This is a genomic window from Desulfosporosinus sp. Tol-M2, from assembly GCF_059735615.1.
In genome coordinates, this window is sequence record NZ_JCAIJG010000201.1 from 35,452 (window position 1) to 60,131 (window position 24,680).

Sequence of the window (24,680 nt, forward strand, 5' to 3'; positions counted from 1 at the left end):
TCATGGGCAAAAGGAAGGGACGGAAGGGATATTGTGATAAAAGGAAAAGAACGCATTGATGTTTTAATGGTTAAAAACGGGTTAGCAGCCAGCCGTGAAAAAGCGAAAGCAACGATCATGGGGGGAATTGTGTTTGTCGATGGACAACGCGTGGATAAGCCTGGCACGGAATTACCGGAAGATGTTTTGATCGAACTGAAAGGGCAATCCCTGCCGTTTGTTTCACGCGGCGGACTAAAACTAGCCAAAGCAATTGAAGCCTTTGCGCTCCCTTTTCAGGATAAAGTGGTTGCGGATCTAGGATCTTCGACCGGCGGTTTTACAGATTGTGTTTTGCAAAACGGGGCGAAGCGAGTTTATGCTGTGGATGTTGGGTATGGACAGTTGGCTTGGAAACTCCGTATGGATCCCCGAGTTGTCTCTATGGAACGGGTGAATGCCCGCTATTTAAATGAATATTCTCTTCCTGAGCAGGTGGATTGGATTGTTTCAGATGTTGCCTTTATCTCAATTACGAAGATATTCTCAGCCATGCTGGCCATTCTTAAAGTAGACGGGCAGGTGTTGTCTTTAATTAAGCCTCAATTCGAAGCCGGACGTGAACATGTGGGAAAAAAAGGCGTCGTTAAAGATAAATTAGTTCATCAACAAGTTCTGAAGTTTGTCCTCAGCCAAGCAGAAAATATGGGCTTTCATGTTTTGGGTGTGGATTATTCGCCGATTCGTGGTCCGGAAGGTAATATAGAATACCTTGTTTGGCTGGGGTTACAAAAGGGTTCAGGAATAGATTGGCATTTAGAACTCGAACGCGTGGTTCAAAATGCTCAGAAAGAGACGGATTAACGAATGGAAAGGGTCGTTGGTTTATGGCTCAACATGAGTAAACCGGAAGCTTTGACGTTTAGCCTCCAAATCAGACCTTGGTTTGAAGCCCGTGGGTGGGACGTTTTAACAGAGTGGGAAGATATTATTAAACGCAGAACACAGTTTCTTATTTCATTAGGCGGAGATGGAACGCTTCTTCAAGCAGCTCGCGAAGGAGCATCGTTTGGGATCCCCGTGTTAGGGGTTAATCTTGGACAGCTAGGCTTTTTATGTGAGATAGAGCGGGAAGACGTTTTTGGTGCCTTAGAAAAGGTTCTGCGTCAGGACTATACAATTCAGGAACGTTTGATGTTGAGCGCCGTTGTTAAGCGGGTTGGGGAGGCCGATCAAATGCATCTCGTTCTAAATGATGTTGCGTTTTCCAGAGAGAGCACCGACTCCTTAATCACGCTTCAAGCAAATCTGTCGGGGGAACCCACCATAAGTTATCCGGTCGACGGGTTGATAGTGGCCACTCCAACCGGCTCTACGGCCTATTCTCTTTCGGCAGGCGGCCCCATCATCAGTCCAAATGTTCAAGCAATTTTACTGACGCCTTTGGCCGCGCATTCCTTGTCGGCACGCCCTGTGGTTGTCTCGGATTTGGAGGAAATTGAAATTATTTTAATAAGCGGGGAGCAATGCCTGGTGACCTTCGATGGGCGGCATAGTATCAGGATTTGCTCAGGAGAAACAGTCATTATCAAAACTGCTCCGATCAAGGCTCAACTGATTCGGTTAGGAAGCCGCAGCTTTCCTCAAGTGGTACGCGAGAAATTGAGGGATCGTTGGCATTAATGGGAAAGGAGCCAGTATATGAAAGCTCGACGCCAGATGAAAATTCAGGAAATTATTACCAAGGAGATCATTCGTACCCAGGAAGATCTGGCGGACAAATTGCACCTGTCCGGCTTTGACGTCACGCAGGCAACAGTCTCCCGGGATATTAAGGAAATGGGTTTAATTAAAGTCCCTAGTGCAGATGAGGAATACCGCTACGCTGTTCCTAATGAAGTGCATCCGCCGAACCTGCAGGATCGCCTTAAGCGTGTACTGCGCGAAACCGTGGTTTCCATTAATGACACGGAAAGCCTGGTCGTCATTCGAACGCTTCCGGGAAATGCCCATGCTTTGGCAGCGGTCCTGGATAATAGCAATTGGGAAGAGATCATCGGTACAGTAGCGGGGGATGACACGATTCTCTTGGTCATCAAGCCGAAAGAAGCTGTTTCGGAGGTCTTAGAGCGGCTTGCCGGCTTGCTTGGATAGGAGGGGGCATTATGCTTGCTGAGTTGAACGTTGAGAATTTCGGCCTCATGGAAGCGGTCCGCTTGAAATTTGGCCGGGGATTATCGGTTTTCACGGGAGAAACCGGCGCAGGAAAATCAATGCTGATTGATGCGCTGGGGGTTCTCTTGGGCGGACGAGCCAGTGCTGATCTTATTCGGCATGGGGAAGCGCAGGCGCGGGTTGAAGGAGTCTTCGAAGATCTTGCTCCAGAATCCGTAATGAGGCTTGAATTGGCAGGTTATCCCGTTGACGAAGGACAATTATTTCTCTGTCGTGAAATGAATGTCTCAGGAAAAAATGTCTGTCGTCTTCAGGGGAGGACAATTCCGCTGACCCTTTATCGTTCACTCTGTGAAGGACTCGTAGATATTCACGGCCAAATTGAACATTTGTCTCTCTTTCGCCCAGAAACTCATCGGGACCTCTTAGATGCGCTGGGGGGGCTTCAAGACGACGTCAGCTTAGTAAATGAAGCGGCGAAAACCTATCAGGCAATTATCCGCAAAGAACGTGAGTTGTCTATTTCCGAAGAGGAACGTCAAAAGAAAGAGGAAATCCTGCGTTATCAAATTGAGGAAATCGAGCTTATTAACCCGCTTCCAGGAGAAGAGGCCGAACTCATCCAGGAAAAGAAACGCTTAACCAATGCGGAACGTATAACGAATTTGGTTTCTGAAGCTTACGCTATACTTTATGAGGGTTCATCAGGGAAGCTCGCAGTTTTTGACCTATTAGGTCAAGCTCGCAAAGCCCTCCAAGAGTTGGCTCGCCTGGATGAGGAATTTAATGCCATCGATCAAGTCGAAGCCATCTATTATGCTGTTGAGGATTTGGCTGACCAAGTTAGGGTGTATAAGGATAATTTCGAGTCCGAACCGGGAAGGCTCGAACAGATTGAAGAGAGGTTACTTCAGTTAAATAGGCTCCGTAAATATGGGACAACCTTAAGTGACGTTTTGGAAAGACGTTTTAAAATGCTTGAAGAGTTGGAGCAAATCACCCATATTCAGGAACAATTTGAGACGATCCATAAAGAAAAGAAAATGGCGCTCCTTGCCTATCAAGCAGTCTCAGAGCAGCTCAGCCAGAAGCGCCGTATAGTTGCTGAACGCATCGAGAGTGGGCTAACCCTTGAACTTGCAGATTTGGGCTTAGAGAGAAGTCGATTTGAAGTTCGCTTTGTACCCAAGCCTGAGCCAACGAGCGGTGGTGCGGAGATGGTAGAATTTTATTTCTCGGCCAATCTCGGAGTACCCCCTAAACCCTTGGCAAAAGTCGCTTCCGGAGGAGAAATGTCCCGCTTAATGTTAGCCTTAAAAAGTTTATTAGCTAAAGTAGAGTCTGTTGGAACCTTTATCTTTGATGAAGTTGACAGCGGGGTTGGTGGCAGGACGATTCATAAAGTGGGTGAAAAGCTGGCAAAAATTGCTCAAAGTAAACAGGTTTTTTGTATTACTCATGCTGCGCAAATAGCCGCCTTTGCAGATGTTCATTATGGTATTGTGAAAGAAGAAAACGGCGAAAGAACAAGAACACAGGTTGAACCGTTGTCAGAATTCGAGCGTATTGAGGAACTTGCCCGGATGCTGGGCGGCGGGGAAGTAGAAATTACGCGTCAACACGCTCAGGAGTTATGGCAGCGCTCCGGACAACATAGGTAAACTTAAGTAGAGTGCTCGACTCTAACATTAAATAAGCTTATAAAAAATCTGTTAAATTGATTATGGTATTCATCAAATCAGGGATTCCCATGGTTATAGATTGCAAAAATAATTTTGCAATCTTTATTTTCTGTCCCTATGGTATTGTTTTAGAAAATTTGGAACTTATTTTACAGGATGAATCGCAACGAATTTGGTTAATTTAACATAGAATCAGAATTCATTTAACTTATTACAGGCACTCTATTTATGGAGGAATAAGGAAGAGATGTGGGGAGAAATAGAGTGGAGGATGATAAGAGAGTGAAAAACAGAAGGATTATAATTTTTGTCAGTCTCTTGTTCTGTACCTTCATTAGTTTCAATCCAAATGTTCAACGGTTGATGAAATTTCCAGATCATTATCTTATCAGTAAAGAGGGGATTCAATTAAATGGTGTTTGGTCCAAAGTTATTCAGGTAGAAAAAGTATCATCCAGTCCAATTGTTACTGTATTATCAGGGAAGTCTAATTCTCGAGGGTCGGAAAAGTTGGAAGTGTCTTACAAGCTTTTTGGGATTTTCCCCTTAAAATCCGGTGAGGTTCAAGTAATGAATCCTATAAAATTGATACCAGGCGGACAATCCATTGGGGTAGCTTTGCAGACAAAAGGTGTTATGGTGGTTGGGCAGGCGCCGGTAGTCGATATAACCGGCAGAAAAGTATTTCCTGCCAAAGAAGCCGGAATCGAAATAGGAGATATTCTCTTGAAGATTAACACCCAGGAGGTCCGCACAGATCAGGAGGTGTCAAATGCAGTTCATCTGGCTGGAGAGCAAAAAGGAAATGTAAATGTGCTTTACAAGCATCAAGACCAGATATTAGAAAAAATTATAAAACCAATTTATTGTGTGGAAACGGGTAGGTATCGCATGGGTTTATTTGTTCGGGACGAAGCAGCAGGGGTTGGAACCCTCTCTTTTTTAGACCCGGTTTCTAAGAAATATGGCGCACTAGGACATGTAATCACGGATGCAGACACGAATCAGAAAATTGAAGTCTTCAACGGTAAAATTGTTGCTTCTACAATTTATGCCATTGAAAAAGGGAAGCGGGGTCATCCTGGTGAAAAAATCGGTTCCTTCGATCCAAATTCGGCTTTTACAGGGACAATTGAAAAAAACACCATGACAGGTATTTTCGGTACAATAAGCGGCCAAGTAGTAAATCCCTATTATAAAGAAGCAATTCCGGTGGGATGGGAATCTGAGGTTAAAGTTGGTCCTGCTAAGATTTATACAGTGATTCAGGGGGAGAAAGTTGAAGAGTTTGAGGTAAATATTGATCGTGTGATGCATAATCGTACGGACAGTAAAAATATGATCGTGCGAGTGACCGATCCAAGATTACTGGAGGTTACGGGTGGAATTATCCAAGGCATGAGTGGAAGTCCAATCATTCAAAACGGTAAAATCATCGGAGCGGTCACGCATGTTTTTGTCAATGATAGTCAACGCGGATATGGGGTGTTTATCCAAAATATGATCAATGAGAGTAGTCAACTGACCGAAAACAGAGCGGCTTAGAAATAAAAATTGGAGCTATATTTGGAAAAGAGCAGTCTTTACAAAAACTGCTCTTTCTTTAATTTTAACTTTTTTCTATGATTAAAAAGGAGGAGTATAGAAAACTATTGTCGAAATGAACATCCATTTAATATTTTAAAATTAAAGCAAAATTTAACGTGTACAAAATGAGGGGGATTCTAGGAAATGCAAAGGCCTATAAGAGTCTTATTGGCAGATGACAACCGGGAATTTGTCGAGATAGTCAAACAATTTATTGAACGGCAAGAAGATATGACCCTAGTTGGGGTAGCGTATCATGGGAATGAGGCTTTGGAACTAATATCTCGAGAAGAACCTCATGTTGTGCTATTAGATATTATTATGCCCCATCTTGATGGTTTGGGGGTCCTTGAAAAACTGCAAAATTTAGTTCAAAGACCTAAGATCATTATCTTAACAGCGTTTGGACAGGAAACAATGACCCAACGTGCCGTAAAACTCGGAGCGAATTACTACATATTGAAACCTTTTGATTTGGAAACATTAGGTAAGCGAATTCGCCAATTACATGATGATTTTTCGGAGTCACTCAGTGGAGCTCAACAAACAAATGCGGGGTCAAACAGGATGTTATATACACAAATCTCAAATGGGATTTTGCCGCCGACGACGAAGAATTATGAAGTTGAAGTCACGCGAATGATCCATCAGATGGGGGTACCGGCGCATGTCAAAGGATACCAGTATTTACGGGATGCTATCGTTTGCGTGGTTCAGGATGTATCGCTGCTTGGAGCTGTAACCAAAGAGCTTTATCCGATGATCGCAGGTAAATATAAAACCACCCCAAGTCGTGTCGAACGCGCAATTCGTCATGCTATAGAGTTGGCTTGGGATCGGGGAAACGTAGATTTTATGAATCGTTATTTTGGCTACACCATTAACGTTGATCGTGGTAAACCAACAAATTCGGAATTTGTGGCGATGGTCGCTGATAAATTGCGGATGTCGATGATGGAATAAGAATTGGCTTATAACAAGGGATACAGGGTTTTGAAAACAGATTGCATACATCTCTATGTTGAATAAACTTGGAGGTGTTTTTGTTATAAGATTATCCCCAATTTGAAGCCGGGATTGTAAAGTGATTTATGCCGAATAGCTAAATATTAGTTTACATATAGTCGATTAAAGTTTAGAATAGGGTGATGTAGTTCCAAGGATTGAATGGGGGATTATAGATGAAACGGTTGATGAGCGGTAATGAAGCTGCAGCTCGAGGAGCTTATGAGGCAGGGGTTACAGTAGCTGCGGCATATCCGGGGACACCAAGTACGGAAATAACCGAATCCATTGCCAAATATAATAATATCTATGCAGAATGGTCACCTAATGAGAAAGTTGCCCTGGAAGTGGCAATCGGAGCCGCTTTTGCCGGAGCCAGAGCAATCTGTGCAATGAAGCATGTTGGCTTGAATGTCGCGGCGGATCCTTTGTTTACAGTATCCTATACCGGAATAAACGGCGGCTTGGTCTTGATGATAGCCGATGATCCGGGAATGCACAGCTCGCAAAATGAACAGGACAGCAGGCACTATGCCCGGGCAGCAAAGGTTCCGATGCTTGAACCTTCCGACAGTCAGGAATGTTTGGATTACGTCAAACAAGCTTTCGAGATAAGCGAGAGCTTCGATTGCCCTGTGATAGTCAGACTATCGACAAGGATTTCACACTCTCAGAGTGCCGTTGAAACAGGAGAGAGGGTAGATTATCAGCTTAAATATTATACCAAGGACATTAATAAATATGTAATGATGCCTGCAATGGCCAGAAGAAGACATGTTGAAGTAGAAAAAAGAATGCTTGCCTTACAGGAGTACGCAGAGACAGCTAATTTAAACACTATAGAATGGGGAAGCAAAAAAATAGGTGTGATTACCAGTGGGATAGCATATCAATATGCCAAAGAAGCTTTTGGTGATGTTTCCTATTTGAAAATCGGGATGGTATATCCTCTGCCGGAACAACTTATTGCCAGGTTTGCCTCTGAAGTTGAAACACTTTATGTCGTTGAAGAATTGGAACCATTTTTGGAGAACGAAATCAAAAAAAATGGGATCAAAGTTATCGGAAAAGAATTTCTTCCTGTTATTGGTGAACTGACCGCTCAATTAATCAAAGAAAAGCTGCTCGGAGTTAAGCAGGAAGTAAATGAACCGCTGATGGAAAACATACCCCTAAGACCGCCTGTAATGTGTCCGGGATGTCCGCATAGAGGCCTGCATTATGTTCTGAGCAAACTTAAACTGAATGTGATCGGTGATATAGGTTGTTATACACTTGGAGCACAGCCGCCTACTGAATCCCTGAATTCCGTTATCTGTATGGGCGCCAGCATCGGTAATGCACTTGGGATGGAAAAAGCAAGGGGGGCGGAGTTTGCGAAAAAGACAGTAGCGATCCTTGGAGACTCAACATTCATCCACTCTGGAATAACCGGGTTGATTGATGTTGTTTATAATAAAGGTAATTCAACTGTAATAATTCCGGATAATTCAACAACAGGTATGACAGGTCATCAAGACAATCCCACAACCGGTTTAACAATTAAGGGTGAAGTTACCAGGCAGGTTGATTTAGTAAAACTTGCCAGGGCAATTGGAGTCGATAGAGTAAGGGTTGCTGATCCGTTCGATATTCAAGAATTAAAGAAGATTGTCAAAGAAGAAATCGCGTCGCCAGAACCTTCTGTAATTATCTCCCAAAGACCATGCGCTCTGTTAAAGAATGTTAAACATGCCGGGGCATTAAAGATAGATATGGAAAAGTGTAAAAAATGCCGGAAATGTTTGGCTATCGGTTGTCCTGCTCTTGCTGATAAGGGAGATTTTATTGAAGTAAATGAAGCGCTGTGTGTCGGATGCCGATTATGTACGAAAGTATGCAGTTTCAATGCATTTGAAACGTCGGATAGTGCAGAAAAGGCAGGTGCGCTTAATGGATAATTTAAATATTATGATTGTAGGCGTAGGCGGACAGGGGACGCTGCTGGCTAGCAGGATATTAGGAGCCGTTGCCTTAAAAAAAGATTATGCTGTCAAGCTTTCTGAAGTACATGGCATGGCTCAGAGAGGCGGTAGTGTTGTAACATATGTTAAATTTGGCCGGAAGATTCATTCACCTTTGATAGAAAAACATGAAGCGGATATCCTCCTTGCTTTTGAAGAGCTTGAAGCATTAAGATGGGCTGACTATGTGAAGGATGAGGGCATGATTATTATTAATAGTCAAAAAATTGATCCTATGCCGGTAATAGTAGGTAAAGCTAAGTATCCCTCAGAGATAGTTAGGACGTTGAGTCAAAAATACAAAAACGTTTTTACGTTAGATGCCTTAAAGATAGCCTTACAGTGTGGAAACATCAAAGTTGTAAATATAGTTTTACTGGGTCTGATGGCTGCCAAAACAGCCATAGAAAAGCAAATTTGGGATGAAGCATTAAAGGAAATTGTTCCGGAAAAGCTGCTTGAAGTAAATGTCGAAGCATTTAATGCAGGATATCACGCTATCCAGGATTAGTGTGTTAAAAAGTCTGCTTATCCTGCCCGGATAAACAGACTTTTTCAGTGCCTTTTGCTTTCGGGTGCCAAAAGGGTGCCAAAAGAATATAGCACCCTCCTTTGATGCCCCTTCAGGTGAAATTTAACCTATTGAATCTATTCTGAAATTATGATAAAACTATGGTGTAGAATTAGTAGTTTCTTGACCTCTTTCTCTTTAGGGATCAAAGGCAGGTGGTAATATGGTTAAAATAGTAGAACGGGTAGATTGGTAGAATGAAGTTGTCGATCTGGGCACTCTCATTCGAGGTGTTTTTTTATTTGTTTAATTTTATCAAACGGAGGCTAATAAAATGACTAAAAGGATAACGATCTCATTAATTAGTGTGTTGGCATTATTAACCTTGATCTTTGCCGCTGGCTGTTCGTCACAGAGTCCCACATCTAAAGAAGGTGACCCGATCAACATCGGCGCGGTGCTGGATATCAGCGGTCCGTCTTCTTCCCTCGGTATTCCGGAAAGAGACACCCTGCAGATGCTGACAGACCAGTTAAACGCTAAAGGCGGAATCAATGGGCGTCAGGTTAAATTGATCGTCCTTGATAATAAAAGCGAAGAGACAGAAGGCGTTCTGGCGGTCAAGAAATTAATCAACCAGGAAAAAGTAGTGGGTATCATCGGCTCAAGCGCCAGTGGCACGTCACTGGCCATGGTTGATACGGTGCAGAAGGAAGGTGTCCCTCTGATCTCGCTGGCTACCAACAGCAAAATTGTCGAGCCGGTAAGCGATCGCAAGTGGGTTTTTAAAATGGCTCAGAGTGACGCGACCGTAGCCGGAGGGATGATTAAATATGCAAAATCCAAAGGCATCCAGAAAATCGCCATCCTTTCCATGAACAACGCTTACGGTGATGGGGGACAAAAAGCCTTGGTCAAAGCCGCGGCGGATAACGGTATGAGTGTTGTCCTGCAGGATAAGTTTGAAGCAACCGACAAGGAAATGTCCGCCCAACTGGCCAAAATTAAAAGCAGCGACGCCCAGGCAGTTATGGTGTGGGCGATTCCTCCTTCCGCTGCGATTGTAACCAGTAATTACCGTCAACTGGCTATGAACATACCCATGATTCACAGCCACGGTATTGCCAACCAAAACTTCCTTGATGTGGCCGGCAGCGCAGCCAACGGTATTGAATTCCCCGTAGGCAAAATCGTTGTGGCTGATCAACTTCCTGACAATGACCCGCAGAAGCAGGTTCTCGTGTCATATACAAAAGACTATACCGCCAAATTTAATACCCCTCCGAGCACTTTCGGTGGTCATGCCTGGGACGCTTTCAATATGATGGTTAACGCGATCAAAGAAGCCGGCACTGACCGGGCAAAAGTAAGGGATGCATTGGAACAAACCAAGAACTTTGTAGGCATCTCCGGTGTGTTCAATATGTCCGATAAGGATCATAACGGGCTGGCGGACGACTGCATGGTCATGGTAATGGTTAAAGATGGCAAGTGGACTTTGATTAAATAGCTTCAAGGCGGTGTAATAGTGCACATTAACGACCTGTATTTACAGTTTCTTTTTTCCGGCTTGACGCTCGGGAGCATATATGCCCTGATTGCACTTGCCCTGGTGACAACCTATAATATTACCGGCATTCTGAACATGGCCCAAGGCGAGTTTGTCGCCTTGGGCGCACTTTCCGCCTGCACCTTTTCTGCAGCGGGTTTTTCCCTTCCTGCGGCGTTCTGCCTTTCAGTGATTATAACCGCGCTTGTTGGCGGCTTGGTGGAGAGATTGGCGATTAACCCGATACGTAACGGCTCAAGCATAACTTTGATTATCGTCACCATCGGCCTGTCAATAATGCTCCGCGGCCTTGCGCTTTTAATTTGGGGGACGAACCCTTACTCCCTGCCGGCCTTCACGCAGGGGGGTCCTTTGATGGTGTGGGGCGCCGCCGTAAACACCCAGAGCATTTGGATTTTTGGACTTCTAATAGTAACTGTTACCGGTTTGTTCGTTTTCATGGAAAAGACTTACTGGGGAAAGGTTGTCAGAGCATGTGTCATCAACCGTCTTGCGGCGAAACTAATGGGTATCAACCCATATATCCTGTCCTTGATGGCTTTTGTCATTAGTGGGGCACTGGGCGCCGCCGCGGGCGTATTTATAACCCCGATTACGCTGGCTACCTATGATATGGGCTTCACCCTCGGGCTGAAAGGTTTTGTAGCGGCAATTATCGGAGGAATAAACAATGTCGGGGGTGCCATTATCGGCGGACTCCTGCTTGGTGTTCTTGAAATTTTCGGGGCTGGTCTGATTTCTTCCGGATTTAAAGACGCCATAGCCATGATTGTTTTGATTATTGTCCTTTTATTTAGACCGCAGGGAATTATCGGCGTTGTTTCTGGGAGGAAAGTGTAGTGCATAGGGGTAGCTTAACGAAATATTTACTCGTTGCAGCGGTAACCGTATGTTTCTTGGTGTTGCCGTTTTTGCTGAAAAGCAACTATCTGCTCAGTATTATTATTGTCATAGGCATATATACTCTAGTGGTGGAGGGGCTTGGCATCCTCATGGGATACGCCGGGCAAGTGTCTTTTGGGCAGGCAGCTTTTTTCGGCATCGGCGCTTATGCGGTGGCTATTTTAACAACCCGCTATCACTGGGGAACTATTTCTGCCCTTCTGGCAGCGATCGTCCTTTCCTCGCTGGTGGGAGTTGTTATAGGCAAGCCCACTTTGAAGCTCAAAGAGCACTACCTGGCCCTGGCAACGTTGGCGTTCGGAATCCTGATCAACATCTTTTTCAACGAGGGCGGAGAACTGACCGGCGGCCCTTCCGGACTGACAGGTATTCCTTACCTGAATATCGGTGGTTTTGTTTTCAACCGGGATATCAAATTTTATTACCTCATCTGTGTGGTTGTGCTGCTGGTGTTCCTGGGCGTGCGCAACCTTGACCGTTCCAGGATCGGCCGCACGCTGCGGGCTATCCGGGACAGTGAAGTAGCCGCCGAGGCGAACGGAATCAATACCGCCGCTTTGAAATTACAGGCCTTTGTGTTCAGCGCTTTTCTTGCGGGTCTGGGCGGAGGAATCTATGCCTATTACATTACCTTCATCAGCCCTGCTCCCTTTAACTTCAACATGTCGATCCAGTTCGTACTGATGGCGGTTATCGGAGGACTGGGCACCATTTGGGGCCCTGTTCTCGGCGTGGTTTTGGTGGTGGCCCTGGGCGAAGTGCTCAGGTGGTTGGTTCCTCTTGTTATCCCTCAGGCGGGTGGGGAATATCAGATCATATTTTTCGGACTGATCCTTGTCCTGGCAATGATTTTTAAACCGGAGGGTTTAAGCAGCGGATGGCGGAAGAAAACCGATTTAGATGAAGCGGGAGAAAACACGAAAATTTGATCATATCTAGGCGGAGGGAGCACCATGTTTCTTGAAGTAGGCGGACTGACCAAGCATTTCGGCGGCGTAATGGCTGTCGAACACATCAATTTTAAGATTAATAAGGGTGAGATCTTTGCGCTTATCGGGCCCAACGGCGCGGGGAAAACCACGGTTTTCAACCTTCTCACGGGCATGCTCCCTCCGGACGAAGGTGAAGCTACATTCAAAGGTCAACGCCTCAGCGGGTTGAAGCCTTTTCAAATCAGAAATCTGGGCATCGCGCGTACATTTCAGAATCTTCAGCTTTTCAACAGCCTTTCAGCGTTGGAAAACGTCATGGTCGGCGCTTATCTCAGCGGCAGGAAAGGTTTTATCCAATCGCTGCTGCGTCTGCCAGGAGTAGCCGGGGAAGAGGAGCAGGTCCGGAAAAAATCGCTGGAAGTCATCGAAGAACTGGGACTCGGAAAAGATATCAATACTCCCGCGTCGGCACTGCCCTTTGGTAAGCAACGGCTGCTGGAGATTGCCAGGGTGCTTTCAGGTTCCCCTGAACTGGTCTTTCTGGATGAACCGGCCGCCGGGCTTAACGCCGGCGAGACGAAACAGCTGGCCAACTTTTTAAAAAAATTAAAAGAGAAAGGCTTTACCTTAGTCCTGGTGGAGCATGACATGGAAACAGTGATGGATGTAGCCGACCGGATTCTGGTTTTGAATTTCGGTACGGCAATCGCTGAAGGGACTCCGGAAGAGATTCAGAGGAACGATGAAGTAAAGAAAGCTTATCTTGGGGAGGATGATCAGGATGAATATGCTGGATGTAAATGGTCTTAAAGTGTTTCACGGACATGTACAGGCCCTGCGCGGGGTGACCTTTCAGGCCAGAGAGGGCGAGATCGTTGCTGTGCTGGGAGCCAATGGCGCCGGAAAAAGTACTCTTCTGGGCGCGCTGTCCGGCATATACCCTGCGAAAACCGGTGAAATATTATTTAAGGGCAAACCGATCACTCGCCAGTCCCCGGGATATATTGTGAAGCAGGGTTTGATTCTGGTGCCGGAGCACCGGCAGATATTCAATGCGCTTACCGTTCGGGATAATCTGCTCTTGGGCGCGTTCCACCGTTATCTTAAAGATAAAGATAAACTGAGTGAAGATATGGAAAGGGTCTTGCGAATATTCCCTGCCCTGCAGGGCAAGGAGATGCAAACAGCCGGGATCTTAAGCGGCGGCCTGCAGCAGATGCTGGCCATAGGGCGGGGCCTGATGGCCAAGCCGAAACTGCTCATGCTGGATGAGCCCTCCATAGGACTCGCGCCGATGGTAGTCGCCGAGATTATGGCGGCTCTGAGAGAATTGAGAGAAGACGGTACGACGATAATCCTTGTAGAACAAAACGCCGCTGCAGCTTTCAGAGTCGCCGACAGAGCCATCGTTATCGAGCGGGGACAGGTGGTAATTAGCGGCAAGCCCAGCGAGCTTGTCAATGATGAAAGAGTCCAACACGCTTACCTGGGACGTACCAGAGGCCATGCCGGCCAAGTAGCCGTGGCTTTCGGATATTGAGAGCCAGTTTATACGGGAGGGAACTGTAAATTGTAAAATACCCCAAGAAATGGTATTTAAAATAGTGCACATAAAAGTGCACGATAATAAATATAATTCGTTTACTTTTTGCGTTCATATACACCATCCAGCCATACTTGATAAACGTAGATTAAGGCTGCGTGAATAAAGTTTAGACTATAGACGATTAATCCTGTCCAAGGACCTATACCTAATATTCCTCTTCGGTCAAACCAAGGGAACATGTTAGAAAACTTTCCTTCGTAACAATATCCATTTCGGGTCTTGTCGGCACAGAAGGAGTTCTAACGTAGAAGCCTTTTTTCAGCATCAATTCTGTGACCAGTTGATTCACGAGGATTAGTTTATTAAGATAATCTTTAAAGATTTGTCTTATATCGTCTCTGGAGCTTTGGGAATATGCAGTACTAAATGTCGTTAAAGCAAATTGAGCCATACAGTTTAGATAAAGTATATAGAAGATATCTGAAAATAAACGTGGGGCCGTCAAGCATACGTCCTCCGAAATTGTCCCCCTGGTGGTATGCAGGCCAGCTTTTTTAAAGGTATTTTCTAATAAGCCAAGACTATCATTTGTCGTATATACACATATCTCAAGTATTTCTTTAATGTTTACGTCTGCGACATGTTGTAAAAAATAGGAGAACATATGATGTACCGTTGACTCCAGCATATAAGTATTCCAAAGATGCCCTATTTCAGACGATGTCAGCCTAATTGATTCAGTATTATGTTCTATTGGTTTCATTAAGATAAAACCCCTCCCAGTTTGGGTACCTTATTTATAATATTCGCAAGAAATGTAAAAAATATTCAGTATGGTACTTTTTAGCCTTTCACTAGTTCGACAGAATAATAACAAAAATTTGGTGCGAGGGATTGTAAGGCTTTTGAGCCTTATCTTTATTTTATCAATTTAATCTTATATTGAGCAGAATGGCAGAATCGAGGTTGTTTTTATATGACTATAATGGAATTACTTAAGCTAAATTCACAAAAATACCCTTGTGAGACCAGTCTTATCGAACTTGAACCGGCTTTAAACTCTCGAAGAGAAATAACATGGCTTGAATTCGAAAGTATGACAAACAGGTTTGCCAATTTCCTGTTGTCCCGAAATATCCGAAAAGGTGATAAAGTTGCCTTGCTGATGATGAACTGTCTTGAATGGCTGCCAATCTATTTCGGTATTTTGAAAACCGGAGCTGTGGTAGTCCCTTTAAACTTTCGATTCACAGCGGAGGAAATTGCAAAATGCCTTGAAACTGTTCAGACAAAAGTGCTGGTTTATGGGCCGGAGTTCCTGGAGAGAATGAGCAAAATCCAATCCACACTGGAATCTTTGCAGAGTATTATTTTTGTTGGCGGCTGCTGTCCGGATAAGACGGAGGATTATTTCAAACTCTTGGAGGAATTTCCTGCCGATTGTCCCAACATTAATATTATCGAACAAGATGAGGCGGGGTTATATTTTACTTCCGGGACAACGGGGGTTCCGAAACCCATTATGCTAACCCACGCCAATTTATATTCGGCCTGCATCACGGAAAACGTACATCACAAGCAAAATCATGAAGACAATTTTCTTTGTATTCCGCCCTTGTATCATACCGGAGCTAAAATGCATTGGTTCGGGAGCCTGCTTGTCGGTTCCAGAGCCACGCTACTCCGTGGGGTGAAACCGGAATGGATCCTCAAAGCTGTATCTGAAGAAAAGTCTACAATAGTGTGGCTGCTTGTCCCTTGGGCACAGGATATCCTGGACGCGATCGAGAGCGGGAAGGTTGACTTAAACGATTATCGCCTGGAGCAATGGCGCTTGATGCATATTGGTGCCCAACCTGTTCCGCCCAGCCTGATCATCCAGTGGAAAAAGTTTTTTCCCAATCAGTTGTACGATACCAATTACGGGTTAAGTGAATCAACCGGTCCAGGTTGTGTCCACCTTGGAATTGAGAACATTTACAAGGTTGGGGCCATTGGAATCCCGGGTTTCGGCTGGGAAGTGAAGATAGTCGATGACAGTGGAGTTCCCTTGCAGTACGGAGAGAAGGGAGAAGTTATTGTCAAAGGTCCCGGAGTTATGAAGGGTTATTATAATAATCCGGAAGCAACTGGTAAAGCATTGAGGGACGGATGGCTTTACACAGGGGATATCGGATACCGGGATCAAGATGGATTTATCTACCTGGTAGACCGTAAAAAGGACGTCATTATTTCCGGAGGAGAAAATATTTATCCGGTAGAAGTTGAAAACTTTCTTCAGGCTCATGAAGATGTAAAGGATGTTGCGGTTATTGGAATACCTGATAAGCGTCTCGGGGAAATTTCATTAGCCATTGTCGAATTGAAAGCCGGGCGAAATATCACGGAGGAAAATCTGCTTCAGTTCTGCAATGCTTTGCCGAGATATAAAAGGCCTAAAAAGGTTATTTTTGACAAGGTGCCCAGAAACCCGACCGGAAAGATTGAAAAGCCCAAGCTGCGGGAAAAGTGGCGTAACTATGGTTTAGCTACGATATGATAGAAAGACATTAGCAAAAGCGCTTTACTCATTCCTAAAGGAGGATACACTTTGGAAGAGCAAAACCAACAAGAGGAACGCATCGGGGGAGAAGTACTATTTAAGGGGCGAATGCTCCGTGTGGAACGTGATACGGTTCACTTGGCAAATGGACTTCAAACGTCTCGCGAAGTCGTTAGGCATCCGGGAGCGGTTGCGATCGTAGCCTTGAAGGATCAACAGGTGCTCCTGGTTCGGCAATACCGTTATGCTATTACTCAAAAAATTTTGGAAATCCCAGCAGGAAAACTCGACCCACAGGAACCCCCTCTGGACTGTGCGGTAAGAGAACTCCGTGAAGAAACCGGTTACCGAGGGACGATGGAACATATCAGTACCTATTATACCTCGCCAGGTTTTACAGATGAAGTGCTGCACCTTTTTCTGGCTCGGGATTTGGTCTGGGATCCGCTGACTCCGGATGACGACGAATTTATTGAGGTGGAAAGAATCCCCTGGGCTGAGGCTGTACAAAAGGCCCAACAGAACGAGTTTAAGGACGCTAAAACTATACTCGGGATTTTACTTGTTAAGGGTCGAATCGGCTGATTTTTACAGATTATAATAAAGCACGACATGTTGAACCAAAGGCGGAAGAGGATGGGTGTATTCGGTAGAGTTGAGGGCATACTTTCCCAGTTCATGGAATAAAATTTCATAGGATGTATGGGGGGGGATGTTCAAGATGTGGAAAAAACTTGGCGAACACATTCGTCAATATTGTGTCATTTATCTTACGCTCTCAAGTGTCTATCTTGCAGGTGTGGTGTTTGGAGCGGTCGGAGTTGGCGCCTTAGAGGTATCTGAAACCTCCCAATTGGGGAAATTCCTGGATACACTTTTACAAAGTCAACCGAAAACTCTTGATCCGGTTTTCTTGAGTGCGCTTGCCAGGGACATGTTTATAATGATGGCCGGAATTTGGATTTTAGGACTCACGATCATTGGGGCCCCTTTAATATATATCATTGTCTTTACCCGGGGATTTATCCTTGGATTTACCGTCAGTTTTATCATTGGGGTTAAAGGGACGTTTGGGCTCGGCTTGATTCTAATTACCGTTCTTATACCCGCCTTATTGGCTATTCCATTGCTGCTTCTCGGAGCAGGACTTGCCACTATTTTTTCGTTTCTGTTACTTCGAGGTAAGGCGAGAGGGGAATCACTGCGCAGAGAATTTCTATATTATACGGCTGCAGCAACTTTTGTTACTGTAGGAGCAGTTGCTGTCGGCGTCGTGCAAGGATATTTTTCAATACTTGGAGTTCGCTTTTTTGGAATATAATAATACAAGTGGGAGTGCTTATTGGGAAGCCGTATAGGTCTTATATTGCGGACAATTGAGGCATCAAACCTCTTAAGCTTGCGTATAGCATAATACATGCTTATAATAAACAGATGAGGGTTAATGATTATGACGGAGGTAGTTTTATGCTGATTGGAATACCAAAAGAGATTAAAAACAATGAAAGTCGGGTAGCAATTACCCCTGCAGGGGTCCATGCTTTAACTTTGAATGGGCATCAAGTTGGTGTGGAAAAATCCGCAGGTGAAGGTTGTGGAATCAGCGATCAGGAGTATAGCGGAGCGGGTGCAATGATCCTGGACTCTGTTGAAGAAGTTTGGAACGCCGACATGATCATAAAGGTCAAAGAACCCCTTGCCACCGAATACGCATATTTTAAACCCCAACAAATTCTGTTAACCTTTTTGCATTTGGCGAATGAACCGGAATTAACCAAAGTCCTCATGGAAAAAGAAGTGGTGGCGATTGCCTACGAAACCATCCAATTAGATAATGGTTCATTGCCTTTGCTTATTCCGATGAGTGAGGTTGCCGGGAGAATGGCTATTCAAATCGGAGCACAATTACTTGAAAAACCCAATGGGGGAAGAGGGATTTTGCTGGGCGGAGTCCCTGGAGTAACTCCCGCAAATATAACCATTATCGGTGGCGGAATAGTGGGTACAAATGCGGCCAGGATGGCTATTGGCCTGGGCGCAGGAGCAACAATTATCGAAAAGAACGCCCAGCGGTTAAGGGAGCTTGATGAGGTCTTTAATGGCCGGGTAAGAACATTGATGTCCAATCCCTATAATATTGCGAGGAGTGTAGCTAAAGCGGATTTGCTTGTGGGGGCCGTACTGATCCCTGGCGCCCGAGCGCCTCGTTTGGTTACGGAAGAAATGGTGAAGACAATGACGCCTGGAAGTGTCATCGTCGATGTTGCCATCGACCAAGGCGGTAATATAGCAACTACTGACCGGGTGACAACCCATAGTAATCCCACTTATGTTAAATATGGGATTATCCATTACAGCGTCGCCAATATAGCCGGAGCAGTTGCCCGGACGTCGACCTATGCCCTAACCAATGTAACGCTGGAGTATGTGCTGGAGATAGCAAATAGTGGTTATTTTAAAGCGATCCAGAAAAATCGTTCGCTTCGTAAAGGAGTTAACGTCGTTAACGGTAAGTTAACCTATCAGGCAGTCGCCGAAGCGCTAAACATGGAGTATACGCCACTGGAGGAAGTACTCTAAGTTTAGGTTCCAGCAGCTCGTGGCTAATGTATTTGAGTGGAATCCGTTTAAAACGGGTTCCACTTTTGTTTCAATCGTCCTTTCATTTTTCCAGGATAAGGACAATCCGGTGATGCATAGGTTTTAGGGATAGGGGGGAGTGCATTGCCGACAAAACGCTGGAGTGCTTTTTTCCTTTACCTGGGAAGGATATTAATACTCCTAATAATTCTAGCCGTACTCTTACCAAAGGTAGCTGCGGTGTTTAACATTTGGATGTCTTCACACTTACATAATGAGCAAAGACCAATCGGAAACCCACTGCGTGTTGAAACACCGGGGTGGAGCAAGTTTGTCATTCAGTTGTTCCCGAATGCTCAGAAAGAACGATAATTTTTGCAGGGAAAACAGTTGGAAAGGAAAATCCCTTTGCCGTGTAGAACGTTCCTAGGAAAGGAGTGGATAAAGTGACCTCCAAGGAACAACTACTGAAGCAGTATATGATTTATCTGCATGTTGAACGGGGGCTGTCAGAGAATACACGTCAGGCTTATGAGCGGGATCTGCGTCAACTAATCATCTTCCTTACACAGCGGGGGACAGATTTTACCGGCTGTGAAGCCAATGATCTATTTTTATTCCTTCTTCAATGGAGAGATAACGGAAAATCACCGCGCAGTATTGCTCGTTGCAATGCGACTTTACGAGGATTCTTTGCGTTCCTGTTGGATGAAGGGAGAAGGAATGACAATCCCAGTACTTATTTAGTGACCCCCAAGCTAAATCAAGCACTTCCGAAGGTGTTGTCGGAAGCAACAATGGATAAACTGTTACGGGCAGGGGAGAAATCCGATCTTGCCCTGCGAGATTTGGCGATGCTGGAGGTGCTTTATAGCAGCGGTCTCCGTGTTTCTGAATTGGTCGGGTTACGTTTGTCCGATGTCTCGTTGGATGTCGGATATGTTCGCTGCCTGGGCAAGGGAAATAAGGAACGGATTATCCCCTTAGGTGACCCGGCTGTTCGGGCTGTGAAGGCTTACTTAAATTCCTTGCGCCGGCGTTTGTGCGGGAAGCGGGAAAGCGATATTCTATTTTTGAATGTTCACGGCCGCCCTCTCACCCGCCAGGGGATAGTGTACATTTTGAAAAAATGGGGAAAAACTCATAATGTCGAGCGAACAATTTCCCCCCACATGTTTCGGCACAGTTTTGCCACTCATCTGCTGGATCATGGGGCCGACCTGCGTTCCGTGCAGGAAATGCTGGGACATGTGGATATCTCGACGACGCAAATTTATACGCATTTAACACGGACACGTTTGCTGGATGTCTTTAGGAAGTCGCACCCACGGGCGGAGTAAGCCCTATGGATAGGGAGGGAGAGGGAAAACATGGCACGGCGAATTATAATCATTGTTTTAGATAGTGTCGGAATTGGAGAAATGCCTGATGCCGAAGCATATGGAGACCGGGGGAGCAATACATTAGGAAATATCGCCCGTCTCCGGGGGGGACTCCATCTTCCTCAGCTTGCAAAACTTGGTCTGGGGAATATTGACTCGCTTACTGGAGTTCCGGAAAATGCCAACCCGGAAGGCAGTTTTGGGAAAATGGCGGAACGGTCCGCCGGTAAGGATACGACGACTGGACATTGGGAGATGGCGGGGGTAATTTTGGAGAGAGCGTTTCCGACCTTTCCACATGGTTTTCCTACAGAGTTTATTGAACGCTATGAGTCAGCGATTGGGCGAAGGGTACTTGGGAATGTTGCCGCCTCGGGAACAGAAATTATCCAGCGTCTCGGCGAAGAACATGTCCGGACAGGGAAACCCATTGTCTATACTTCGGCGGACTCTGTTTTCCAGGTGGCAGCCCATGAAGGAGTTATTCCTCTGGCGGAATTGATGCGGATCTGTCAGCTTGCCCGGGTAATGCTTAAGGGTGAGCTGCAAGTTGGAAGAGTCATTGCGCGGCCATTTCTAGGTGTTGACGGACAGTTTTATCGAACCCCAAACCGGCATGATTTTGCGCTGGAGCCTCCCCACAAAATTTTAATGGAATATGTGCAGGAACGAGGTCTTGAGGTTTGCGGCGTGGGGAAAATCTATGATATTTATGCTGGGAAAGGAATAACCGACTTTGCGACCACAAAGGGAAACATGGAAGGCGTTCAGAAGACTTTAGAATACATGGCTAAGGTAAAATCCGGTCTGATCATGACCAACCTTGTGGACTTCGATATGTTATATGGACACCGCAATGATGTGGAAGGATATGCACGGGCTTTAGAGGCCTTTGACCAACGCTTGCCGGAAATCTATGCTGCTCTGCGCTCAGAGGATATGCTCATTATTACGGCTGATCATGGATGTGATCCTACCCAGCCCGGGACGGATCATACCCGGGAATATGTTCCGTTACTGGTGCGCGGTCCAAATCTGAAAAAAGGGATTAATCTGGGAGTCAGAGCCACCTTCGCGGATATCGGGGCAACAGTGGCTGAATACCTGGAGACCGAGATGATATCTAAAGGGACAAGTTTTTACCCGTTGACTAAGCGCCACTAAATTTTGAGTTTAAGTGAAAGATGAGTGGCGCTTAGTCCCTGGCTAAGTTCAACTAGCTTCAGATGAAGTAAGTTTCCTATACCCGTTGACTAAAGGAGGAGGATGATAAAATGATTTCGAAAAAGGGATATAGCGTTAAACTGGAGGAAGTGCGTAAATATCTTATGGAGAGTGTCACTGGACTGCCGGAACTCGGTGTGATCCTGGGTTCAGGGTTAGGCGCTTTTGCCGATCATCTTCTGGAAAAACAGGTGATAGCCTACAAAGACATTCCGCACTTCCCTGCTTCGACTGTTGAAGGGCATGCCGGACAATTGGTCTTTGGTAACGTTGATGGTCGTCGGGTCGTGGTTATGCAAGGACGCTTTCACTATTACGAAGGGTACACGATGCACGAAGTGATCTTCCCTGTTCGGGTCATGCAAGTCCTGGGAGTGAGCGGCCTTGTTGTCACGAATGCCGCCGGGGGGATAAATCCTGCCTTTCAGCCGGGGGACCTGATTCTCATTAAGGATCATCTCAACCTGATGGGAGTCAATCCGTTGCGGGGTGCAAATTTGTCGAGTTTAGGCCCACGTTTTCCGGACCTAAGCGAAGCGTATAATTGGGATTGGCGGCAAAAGGCCTTAGTGATCGCCAGAGAATTGGGGATAAATCTTCAGGAAGGGGTTTATGCGGCTCTGAGCGGTCCCAACTATGAAACTCCTGCAGAAATACGTTTTTTACGTACGATTGGCGCTGATATGGTCGGCATGAGTACCGTACCGGAAGTGCTGGCAGCCAACCATGGAGGAATGCGAGTCCTGGGCATCTCCTGTGTGACAAATATGGCGGCTGGTATTTTGAAACAAAAACTCAGTCATGTAGAAGTCATGGAAACGGCGGGACGAATTGAAAAACAATTTGTGCACTTTGTTCAGGCGCTGGTCAAGGTGCTTTAGGCATATGAAAGAAAAGAGTGATTTCGGATGCGTATGATCGACTTGATTGAAAAGAAACGGGATGGGGAATCTCTTTCCAAGTCGGAAATCAACTTTATTATTAAAAGCTATGTCTCGGGAGATATCCCGGATTATCAAATGTCTGCCTGGGCTATGGCCGTCTATTTTCGGGGGATGTCACTCGAAGAAACGACCGAACTGACGCTGGCCATGGCCCAAAGCGGGGATCAACTGGATCTTTCCGCCCTGGGGAGACGGTCTGTGGATAAACACAGTACCGGAGGGGTGGGGGACAAGACGACCTTGCTGCTCGGACCGATGGTTGCAGCCTGCGGCGTGCCTATGGCGAAAATGTCCGGGCGAGGGCTTGGCCATACGGGAGGGACAATCGATAAACTCAGCGCGGTGCCCGGTTTCCGGGCGGAGCTTACGCAGGAAGAGTTTTTGGCTCAAGTGAAGAAAATTGGTTTGTCTGTTATCGCTCAGACGGGAAACCTTGTCCCTGCCGATAAGTTGCTTTATGCTCTGCGTGATGTAACGGCGACTGTCAGTTCCATTCCGCTGATTGCCTCTTCGGTGATGAGCAAGAAAATAGCCGCAGGAGCGCAGGGGATCGTCTTAGATGTCAAGTACGGCTCAGGTGCCTTTATGAAGACCGTGGAGGAGGCACGGTTGCTGGCGAAGACAATGGCGAATATCGGGAAAGCGCTGGGACGACGGACGATTGCGGTATTGAGTAATATGAATCAACCGCTGGGGCGCGCCGTCGGAAATAGCCTGGAGATCCTTGAAGCAGCCGACGCGCTGCAGGGTAAAGGCCCAGAAGATTTAATGAAGGTCAGCCTCGAACTGGGGGCTTGGATGCTTGTGGCTGGTGACGCCGTACCCAATGCAGGGGGAGGGAAGGAAGTTTTAAGGCAAAGTGTGGCAAGCGGAGCGGCGTGGAACAAATTTCTGTCCTTCTTGACCGAGCAGGGGGGAGATGCAGGGGCGGTAGCCGATCGTCGCCTTCGGGTTGCGCCGTGCAATCTGCCGCTCCTCGCTCCTGACACAGGTTATGTTCAGTTGGTTGATGCTCAGAAAATCGGAATCCTGGCTATGGTACTCGGGGCCGGTCGGGTTACTAAAGATAGCCCGATTGATTTAGGAGCCGGGGTTGTGCTCACCCGCAAAGCAGGCGAGTGGGCTAAGGCGGGAGAACCCCTTATGCAGCTCTATAGCAGTAATCAAGAAATGTTGGCTGAGGGACTCAAGCTCGCGCAAAACCTGGTTAAGGTGGACAGCGTTGCTCCCAAGCTGCCCCCGTTAATTGAGGAAGTTATCCAATAGGTACACGATGTGGACAATTAACATAAAATCCTCTTCCTTACGTATGCATATATAAAGAAAACTTGGCTGGCGCTCACACGAAGACACTGTCTTCGCACGTGTTAACCTTCTTGCAGGACGGCGAGAAGGGACCCTCCAGAAAGTATACCAATGAAGTTTATACTTTCCGACTAGTGCAAGAAAGGGGCACCGTATCGTGTCTCTGGGGAGGAGGATTTTAATTGATGCGTGAAAAGAAAATTTACCCTTTGGCTGAGGGGTTGACAACTGCGGATACGTTTGCCGTGCTGGGGGATGCTCAAAAATTCCAAAAGCATAAACATGCCTGGAAGGTTTGGAGGGCATTAAAAGGGTTTGGTTGTGTTGTCTATCCGGTTGCCGAAGATTTGAAGCGCCTGGATGGGAGCAGGGTTTATCCGAATTTAGCGGAACTGACGGATAAGGTGACAGTCGTAGTACCGTGCCTGCTCACAGAGAGACTCAAGACTTTGGCTGCCGATGCTGCATCTGCCGGAGCCGGCAGTATTTGGTTTCAAGAACAGACCTGGTCCCAGGAACTGCAGCAAGCCTGCGATAGCGCCGCGATTAAGACGGTCCGCGGGTGCGTGCTGCAGCATGTCAGTTATTCTCGCCTGAGCATGTGTTATTTCAATCCCTGTTACTGGCATGGTCTCCGAGCTGCCAAAGTACCTGCGAAGCGGTATGCTCGGTAGGGAGGTAGGTTGGTAGGTTGGTAGGGAGTGAGGGAGTTTCCTGGTATCCTACGGCGGAAAGTGTTCGTTGTGGGACAGCGGTCTTTTACTTGCTTCAGCAAGGCTAGTGTTTCGTATCTGGTTTTTAATAATTTAT

Annotated in this window: 24 protein-coding genes; 23 read left to right on the forward strand and 1 reads right to left on the reverse strand. The window is 46.1% G+C overall.

Translation table 11 applies throughout. The annotated features are described in order from the left end of the window. Window positions 1-33: 33 nt before the first annotated feature. The 13 genes from AC6I5A_RS14440 (at window position 34) to AC6I5A_RS14500 (ending at window position 13,887) form a co-directional block, all read left to right on the forward strand. On the forward strand, window positions 34-843 hold the full coding sequence (locus tag AC6I5A_RS14440) for a TlyA family RNA methyltransferase (protein ID WP_034617618.1): 810 nt from the start codon (window positions 34-36) through the stop codon (window positions 841-843). Window positions 844-846: 3 nt separating this feature from the next. Continuing rightward, window positions 847-1,662: an NAD(+)/NADH kinase gene (locus AC6I5A_RS14445; RefSeq protein ID WP_034617620.1), complete on the forward strand. Its 816-nt coding sequence runs from the start codon at window positions 847-849 to the stop codon at window positions 1,660-1,662. 18 nt (window positions 1,663-1,680) lie between these two features. Next, window positions 1,681-2,133, forward strand: coding sequence for an arginine repressor (argR, locus tag AC6I5A_RS14450; RefSeq protein WP_034617621.1), 453 nt, complete (start codon window positions 1,681-1,683; stop codon window positions 2,131-2,133). 11 nt (window positions 2,134-2,144) lie between these two features. Next, window positions 2,145-3,815 (forward strand): DNA repair protein RecN, encoded by a 1,671-nt coding sequence (gene recN, locus AC6I5A_RS14455; RefSeq protein ID WP_034617622.1) that lies wholly within the window; start codon window positions 2,145-2,147, stop codon window positions 3,813-3,815. 303 nt (window positions 3,816-4,118) lie between these two features. Continuing rightward, a complete protein-coding gene (gene spoIVB, locus AC6I5A_RS14460; RefSeq protein WP_034617625.1) occupies window positions 4,119-5,381 on the forward strand; it encodes a SpoIVB peptidase in 1,263 nt (420 codons plus the stop codon). 186 nt (window positions 5,382-5,567) lie between these two features. Continuing rightward, window positions 5,568-6,386, forward strand: a complete 819-nt coding sequence (spo0A, locus tag AC6I5A_RS14465; protein WP_034617628.1) for a sporulation transcription factor Spo0A — start codon at window positions 5,568-5,570, stop codon at window positions 6,384-6,386. A gap of 218 nt (window positions 6,387-6,604) precedes the next feature. After that, on the forward strand, window positions 6,605-8,368 hold the full coding sequence (gene iorA, locus AC6I5A_RS14470; RefSeq protein WP_034617630.1) for an indolepyruvate ferredoxin oxidoreductase subunit alpha: 1,764 nt from the start codon (window positions 6,605-6,607) through the stop codon (window positions 8,366-8,368). Further along, on the forward strand, window positions 8,361-8,942 hold the full coding sequence (locus AC6I5A_RS14475; RefSeq protein ID WP_034617633.1) for an indolepyruvate oxidoreductase subunit beta: 582 nt from the start codon (window positions 8,361-8,363) through the stop codon (window positions 8,940-8,942). Before iorA ends, AC6I5A_RS14475 begins: the two co-directional genes overlap by 8 nt. Before the next feature lie 334 nt (window positions 8,943-9,276). Beyond that, complete coding sequence (locus tag AC6I5A_RS14480; protein ID WP_034617636.1) at window positions 9,277-10,452, forward strand: ABC transporter substrate-binding protein; 1,176 nt, start codon at window positions 9,277-9,279, stop codon at window positions 10,450-10,452. A gap of 18 nt (window positions 10,453-10,470) precedes the next feature. After that, window positions 10,471-11,352, forward strand: coding sequence for a branched-chain amino acid ABC transporter permease (locus AC6I5A_RS14485; RefSeq protein ID WP_497900793.1), 882 nt, complete (start codon window positions 10,471-10,473; stop codon window positions 11,350-11,352). After that, window positions 11,352-12,344 (forward strand): branched-chain amino acid ABC transporter permease, encoded by a 993-nt coding sequence (locus AC6I5A_RS14490; RefSeq protein WP_034617639.1) that lies wholly within the window; start codon window positions 11,352-11,354, stop codon window positions 12,342-12,344. The genes AC6I5A_RS14485 and AC6I5A_RS14490 overlap by 1 nt, the downstream gene beginning before the upstream one ends. A 24-nt stretch (window positions 12,345-12,368) precedes the next feature. Then, entirely contained in the window at window positions 12,369-13,157 is a 789-nt protein-coding gene (locus tag AC6I5A_RS14495; protein ID WP_034617642.1) for an ABC transporter ATP-binding protein, read from the forward strand. Further along, window positions 13,135-13,887, forward strand: a complete 753-nt coding sequence (locus AC6I5A_RS14500) for an ABC transporter ATP-binding protein (RefSeq protein WP_034617750.1) — start codon at window positions 13,135-13,137, stop codon at window positions 13,885-13,887. The genes AC6I5A_RS14495 and AC6I5A_RS14500 overlap by 23 nt, the downstream gene beginning before the upstream one ends. Before the next feature lie 211 nt (window positions 13,888-14,098). Here the strand turns inward: AC6I5A_RS14500 and AC6I5A_RS14505 are convergent, their stop codons facing one another. Then, window positions 14,099-14,656: a DUF3231 family protein gene (locus tag AC6I5A_RS14505; protein WP_034617645.1), complete on the reverse strand. Its 558-nt coding sequence runs from the start codon at window positions 14,654-14,656 to the stop codon at window positions 14,099-14,101. Between the two features lie 213 nt (window positions 14,657-14,869). On the opposite strand from AC6I5A_RS14505, the gene AC6I5A_RS14510 reads away from it, so the two are divergent. The 10 genes from AC6I5A_RS14510 (at window position 14,870) to AC6I5A_RS14555 (ending at window position 24,544) form a co-directional block, all read left to right on the forward strand. Beyond that, a complete protein-coding gene (locus AC6I5A_RS14510; RefSeq protein ID WP_034617648.1) occupies window positions 14,870-16,432 on the forward strand; it encodes a class I adenylate-forming enzyme family protein in 1,563 nt (520 codons plus the stop codon). A gap of 51 nt (window positions 16,433-16,483) precedes the next feature. Beyond that, on the forward strand, window positions 16,484-17,020 hold the full coding sequence (locus AC6I5A_RS14515) for an NUDIX hydrolase (RefSeq protein ID WP_497900794.1): 537 nt from the start codon (window positions 16,484-16,486) through the stop codon (window positions 17,018-17,020). Window positions 17,021-17,156: 136 nt separating this feature from the next. Next, on the forward strand, window positions 17,157-17,756 hold the full coding sequence (spoIIM, locus tag AC6I5A_RS14520) for a stage II sporulation protein M (protein ID WP_034617655.1): 600 nt from the start codon (window positions 17,157-17,159) through the stop codon (window positions 17,754-17,756). A gap of 146 nt (window positions 17,757-17,902) precedes the next feature. Then, a complete protein-coding gene (gene ald / locus AC6I5A_RS14525; protein WP_034617659.1) occupies window positions 17,903-19,015 on the forward strand; it encodes an alanine dehydrogenase in 1,113 nt (370 codons plus the stop codon). A gap of 144 nt (window positions 19,016-19,159) precedes the next feature. Next, a complete protein-coding gene (locus tag AC6I5A_RS14530; RefSeq protein WP_034617662.1) occupies window positions 19,160-19,387 on the forward strand; it encodes a hypothetical protein in 228 nt (75 codons plus the stop codon). Window positions 19,388-19,461: 74 nt separating this feature from the next. Next, window positions 19,462-20,355 carry a site-specific tyrosine recombinase XerD gene (xerD, locus tag AC6I5A_RS14535; RefSeq protein WP_497900795.1) on the forward strand — a complete coding sequence of 298 codons (894 nt, stop codon included), beginning with the start codon at window positions 19,462-19,464 and terminating at the stop codon, window positions 20,353-20,355. A gap of 30 nt (window positions 20,356-20,385) precedes the next feature. Further along, the gene (locus AC6I5A_RS14540) at window positions 20,386-21,561 is read left to right on the forward strand and encodes a phosphopentomutase (RefSeq protein WP_034617667.1); all 1,176 of its coding nucleotides are present in this window, start codon (window positions 20,386-20,388) and stop codon (window positions 21,559-21,561) included. A gap of 110 nt (window positions 21,562-21,671) precedes the next feature. Further along, window positions 21,672-22,502, forward strand: a complete 831-nt coding sequence (locus tag AC6I5A_RS14545; protein WP_034617668.1) for a purine-nucleoside phosphorylase — start codon at window positions 21,672-21,674, stop codon at window positions 22,500-22,502. 27 nt (window positions 22,503-22,529) lie between these two features. Further along, complete coding sequence (locus tag AC6I5A_RS14550) at window positions 22,530-23,831, forward strand: pyrimidine-nucleoside phosphorylase (protein WP_034617671.1); 1,302 nt, start codon at window positions 22,530-22,532, stop codon at window positions 23,829-23,831. Between the two features lie 224 nt (window positions 23,832-24,055). Then, entirely contained in the window at window positions 24,056-24,544 is a 489-nt protein-coding gene (locus AC6I5A_RS14555) for a CoA-binding protein (RefSeq protein WP_034617674.1), read from the forward strand. The last annotated feature ends 136 nt before the right edge of the window (window positions 24,545-24,680 follow it).

Coding starts and splice junctions, on each gene's coding strand:
- spoIIM (WP_034617655.1), top strand. CDS start 17,157: ATGTGGAAAAAACTTGGCGAACACATTCGTCAATATTGTGTCATTTAT.
- spo0A (WP_034617628.1), top strand. CDS start 5,568: ATGCAAAGGCCTATAAGAGTCTTATTGGCAGATGACAACCGGGAATTT.
- AC6I5A_RS14550 (WP_034617671.1), top strand. CDS start 22,530: ATGCGTATGATCGACTTGATTGAAAAGAAACGGGATGGGGAATCTCTT.
- AC6I5A_RS14505 (WP_034617645.1), bottom strand. CDS start 14,656: ATGAAACCAATAGAACATAATACTGAATCAATTAGGCTGACATCGTCT.
- AC6I5A_RS14500 (WP_034617750.1), top strand. CDS start 13,135: ATGCTGGATGTAAATGGTCTTAAAGTGTTTCACGGACATGTACAGGCC.
- AC6I5A_RS14475 (WP_034617633.1), top strand. CDS start 8,361: ATGGATAATTTAAATATTATGATTGTAGGCGTAGGCGGACAGGGGACG.
- argR (WP_034617621.1), top strand. CDS start 1,681: ATGAAAGCTCGACGCCAGATGAAAATTCAGGAAATTATTACCAAGGAG.
- iorA (WP_034617630.1), top strand. CDS start 6,605: ATGAAACGGTTGATGAGCGGTAATGAAGCTGCAGCTCGAGGAGCTTAT.
- AC6I5A_RS14510 (WP_034617648.1), top strand. CDS start 14,870: ATGACTATAATGGAATTACTTAAGCTAAATTCACAAAAATACCCTTGT.
- AC6I5A_RS14540 (WP_034617667.1), top strand. CDS start 20,386: ATGGCACGGCGAATTATAATCATTGTTTTAGATAGTGTCGGAATTGGA.
- AC6I5A_RS14495 (WP_034617642.1), top strand. CDS start 12,369: ATGTTTCTTGAAGTAGGCGGACTGACCAAGCATTTCGGCGGCGTAATG.
- ald (WP_034617659.1), top strand. CDS start 17,903: ATGCTGATTGGAATACCAAAAGAGATTAAAAACAATGAAAGTCGGGTA.
- AC6I5A_RS14480 (WP_034617636.1), top strand. CDS start 9,277: ATGACTAAAAGGATAACGATCTCATTAATTAGTGTGTTGGCATTATTA.
- AC6I5A_RS14445 (WP_034617620.1), top strand. CDS start 847: ATGGAAAGGGTCGTTGGTTTATGGCTCAACATGAGTAAACCGGAAGCT.
- AC6I5A_RS14545 (WP_034617668.1), top strand. CDS start 21,672: ATGATTTCGAAAAAGGGATATAGCGTTAAACTGGAGGAAGTGCGTAAA.
- AC6I5A_RS14555 (WP_034617674.1), top strand. CDS start 24,056: ATGCGTGAAAAGAAAATTTACCCTTTGGCTGAGGGGTTGACAACTGCG.
- recN (WP_034617622.1), top strand. CDS start 2,145: ATGCTTGCTGAGTTGAACGTTGAGAATTTCGGCCTCATGGAAGCGGTC.